This is a genomic window from Phormidesmis priestleyi BC1401 (assembly GCF_001650195.1).
Taxonomy (GTDB): domain Bacteria; phylum Cyanobacteriota; class Cyanobacteriia; order Leptolyngbyales; family Leptolyngbyaceae; genus Phormidesmis_A; species Phormidesmis_A priestleyi_B.
Map to the genome: position 1 here is coordinate 1 of NZ_LXYR01000188.1, position 618 is coordinate 618.

The 618-nt window shown below is 45.1% G+C and carries 1 protein-coding gene; it reads right to left on the reverse strand.

The window, feature by feature from the left end; translation table 11 throughout:
* Window positions 1–200: 200 nt before the first annotated feature.
* A partial coding sequence (locus tag A8707_RS26365) for an integrase core domain-containing protein (protein ID WP_082906472.1) occupies window positions 201–618 on the reverse strand: 418 nt, incomplete at its 5' end.

A 618-nucleotide genomic window follows, 5' to 3' on the forward strand; every position in this document is an offset into this window, starting at 1 on the left:
ACTGTGCCTGGACATCGCGCACGCTCATGCCTCTTGAGTAGAGCGACAGAATCTTGCCATCAAAGCCATCAAACCGAGTTTGCCCTTTCTGGATAATTGAAGTGGACCCCCAAGACTAGACAGTTTTCAGGGGATGAATAAGCTAGGGATTCAGATTCTCAGATCCATTCAGTTTCGTGTTCAAGATCTCAATTGCTTTATCACTCACTTCGTTTCTTTAGATTATCACAATACACTTGATTTGGTGTCTGATAATCTAATCCTTGATGTGGACGAACTTGATTGTACCAACGAAACCACTGTTTGACCTCTTGCGTTAAATGTTGACCATCCTCGAACGCTTTGAGATAAATCAACTCATACTTTAGACTCCTCCACAATCGTTCGATAAAGATGTTGTCGTGGCAGCGCCCTCGACCATCCATACTAATCTGAACTCCAGAGGCTTTCAGACAGTCTGTAAAGGCGTTCGCTGTAAACTGTGCCCCTTGATCCGTGTTAAAGATCACAGGTGGGGTGTAGTTGGATAAGGCTTCTTCCAACGCCTCCACGCAAAAGTGAACTTCTAGAGTGTTGGAGATCCGCCAGGACAAGACGTGACGACTATACCAATCCATC